The sequence below is a fragment of the Bradyrhizobium sp. cir1 genome (assembly GCF_014198245.1).
Lineage (GTDB): Bacteria > Pseudomonadota > Alphaproteobacteria > Rhizobiales > Xanthobacteraceae > Bradyrhizobium.
This window is the reverse complement of sequence record NZ_JACIHE010000062.1, coordinates 1-2,597: the sequence shown is the minus strand read 5'-3', so window position 1 is coordinate 2,597 and position 2,597 is coordinate 1. Positions and strand designations below refer to the sequence as shown.

The following is a 2,597-nucleotide window of genomic DNA, read 5'->3' as shown; positions in this document are numbered from 1 at the left end:
GTATCCCTCCGCCAAAGGCCGCCTTGTCTGACGAACGCAATCGCTGCAGGTCCTAGGGGTAATCCTAGGAGAAGCGCTATGACGATTTCGAGGGCGGAGGTGATCACATCGGTCGAGCGGCGGCGCCGGTGGTCGCAGGATGAGAAGGAACGGCTCGTTGCAGCATCGCTTGAGCCCGGAGCCAATGTTTCCGAGGTGGCTCGCATGGCCGGGCTTCATGTGAGCCAGCTGTTCAGGTGGCGCAAGGAGCTTTGCAAGCACGCTGAAGCGAGTATAGCGCCGTTCGTGCCGGTCGAGATTGGGCCGTCTGTGCCGCGGCGGGAGGTGGCCGAAGCGCCATTGACGACGGCGGCGCGTCGACGGAAGAGCCAGGGCATCATCGAGATTGATCTTGGTACCGGGCACCGCATCCGGGTCGATGGCGACGTTGATGGAGACGCGCTACGTCGTGTTCTCGATGCTTTGGTCCGCCGATGATCCCAGTCCCCACGGGCGCGCGAGTGTGGCTCGCGACAGGCTACACGGACATGCGCCGAGGCTTTCCGTCGTTGGCACTCCAGGTGCAGGAGGTGCTACGCAAGGACCCGCTCAGCGGTCATCTGTTCGTCTTCCGCGGTCGCCGAAGCGATCTTGTGAAGGTGATCTGGCACGATGGCCAGGGAGCATGCCTGTTCACCAAGAGACTCGAGAGAGGAAGGTTCATCTGGCCATCGGTTGCGGGCGAAGCAGTGACGATCTCACCGGCGCAGATGAGCTACCTGTTGTCCGGAATCGATTGGCGCACCCCTCAAGAAACCCAGCGTCCGACGCGCGTCGGATAGGTGTTTTGGGTTTGAATCTGCTGCTTGATCTGATTCAATGGCTTCATGATCTCGAAGCCGGACGACCTTCCATCGGACCTTGTCAGTGCCCTGGCAGCGCTGCAGGCCGAGCGTGAGACGCGGCTGCAAGCCGAGGCGGTAGCTGCCAGTGCGCTGGCGGAGCTGTCGGCGAACGAGGCGCTGGTCGCGCATCTTGAGCTGCGGATCGAGAAGCTCAAACGCGAACTGTTCGGACAACGCTCCGAGCGCACGGCACGGCTGATCGAGCAGTTGGAATTGGAGCTCGAAGAGCTCGTCACCACGGCGAGCGAGGACGAGCTTGCCGCGCGGGCCGCCGCGGCGAAAACCCAGAGCGTGCGCGCCTTCACGCGCAAGCGGCCGGTACGCAAGCCCTGGCCGGACGACATCGAGCGCGAGCGAGTCGTTATCGAGGCCCCGAAGAGCTGTGCCTGCTGCGGCGGATCGCGCCTGGCGAAGCTGGGCGAGGATGTGACCGAGACGCTGGAGGAGATCCCGCGCCGGTTCAAGCTGATCGAGACGGTGCGGGAAAAGTTCACCTGCCGCGATTGCGAGAAGATCAGCCAGCCGCCGGCACCGTTCCATGCCACGCCGCGCGGCTTCATCGGTCCGCAATTGCTGGCGACGATCCTGTTCGACAAGTTCGGCATGCATATCCCGCTCAACCGCCAGAGTGTGCGCTTTAAGGCCGAGAGGATCGACCTGCCGCTGTCGACGCTGGCCGACCAGGTCGGCCACGGAACCTTCGCCGTCATGCCGCTGTTCCAGCTGATTGAGCGCCATGTACTCGCAGCCGAGCGCCTTCATGGCGACGACACCACCATCCGCATCCTGGCGAAGGGCAAGTGCACGACCGGCCGGATCTGGACCTATGTGCGCGACGATCGGCCCTACGGTGGGCCTGCGCCGCCGGCTGCGGTCTATTACGCCTCGAGCGACCGACGAGGCGAACATCCCCAGAAGCATCTGGCTGCCTTCGCCGGCATCCTGCAAGCCGATTGCTATAGCGGCTTCGAGCCGTTGTTCGACCCGCAAAAGAAAGCGATGCCGATCACGCCGGCATTTTGCTTCGCCCATGCGCGGCGGGGCTTCTTCGAGCTGGCCGACATCGAGAAAACCGCTCGGGACGGACAGAAAGCCAAACCGGTCTCCCCGATCGCGCTGGAGGCGGTCAGGCGTCTTGACGCCCTGTTCGAGATCGAGCGCGCCATCAACGGCCGCAGCGCCGAAGAGCGGCGTATTGTGCGCCAGGAAAGAAGCAAGCCGCTGCTCGACGACATGCATGGCTGGCTACTCCGCGAGCGAGAAACCCTCTCGCGCTCCTCCGAGGTCCTGAAGCCCATGAATTACATGCTCAGGCGCTGGGCCGACTTTGCCCGCTTCCTCGACGATGGCAGGATCTGCCTCAGCAACAACGCCGCCGAAAGAGCGTTGCGCGGCATCGCCTTGGGAAGGCGCAACTGGACCTTCGCCGGCAGCCTACGCGGCGCCGACCGCGCCGCCATCATGCTGACGATGATCACGACCTGTCGCCTGAATGACGTCGATCCCAAGGCTTGGCTCGCCAACGTCCTAGCCCGTATCGCCGATCTTCCTGTATCGCGTTTGCACGAACTGCTTCCCTGGGAATGGAATCTTCTGTGCCAAGCCGGCAAGCCCGACGATCAGCAAGCCGCCTGACCTTCATCCAACGCTATCATACGGCTCGCCACGCCCGCGCGTACGCGTCAATCAGGCGGCCTTCGTCGTATGCGTACG

The 2,597-nt window shown here is 63.6% G+C and carries 3 protein-coding genes; all 3 read left to right on the top strand.

Annotation, left to right across the window (positions count from 1 at the left end; translation table 11 throughout):
• Positions 1-78: 78 nt before the first annotated feature.
• From tnpA to tnpC, 3 genes are read left to right on the top strand one after another with little or no spacing between them, the layout of a single operon-like run.
• Positions 79-477: an IS66-like element accessory protein TnpA gene (tnpA, locus tag GGD63_RS39850; RefSeq protein WP_183250654.1), complete on the top strand. Its 399-nt coding sequence runs from the start codon at positions 79-81 to the stop codon at positions 475-477.
• The gene (gene tnpB / locus GGD63_RS39845; protein WP_183250653.1) at positions 474-821 is read left to right on the top strand and encodes an IS66 family insertion sequence element accessory protein TnpB; all 348 of its coding nucleotides are present in this window, start codon (positions 474-476) and stop codon (positions 819-821) included. Before tnpA ends, tnpB begins: the two co-directional genes overlap by 4 nt.
• A 45-nt stretch (positions 822-866) precedes the next feature.
• On the top strand, positions 867-2,519 hold the full coding sequence (gene tnpC / locus GGD63_RS39840; protein ID WP_183250652.1) for an IS66 family transposase: 1,653 nt from the start codon (positions 867-869) through the stop codon (positions 2,517-2,519).
• Positions 2,520-2,597 lie beyond the last annotated feature (78 nt).

Coding starts and splice junctions, on each gene's coding strand:
- tnpA (WP_183250654.1), top strand. CDS start 79: ATGACGATTTCGAGGGCGGAGGTGATCACATCGGTCGAGCGGCGGCGC.
- tnpB (WP_183250653.1), top strand. CDS start 474: ATGATCCCAGTCCCCACGGGCGCGCGAGTGTGGCTCGCGACAGGCTAC.
- tnpC (WP_183250652.1), top strand. CDS start 867: ATGATCTCGAAGCCGGACGACCTTCCATCGGACCTTGTCAGTGCCCTG.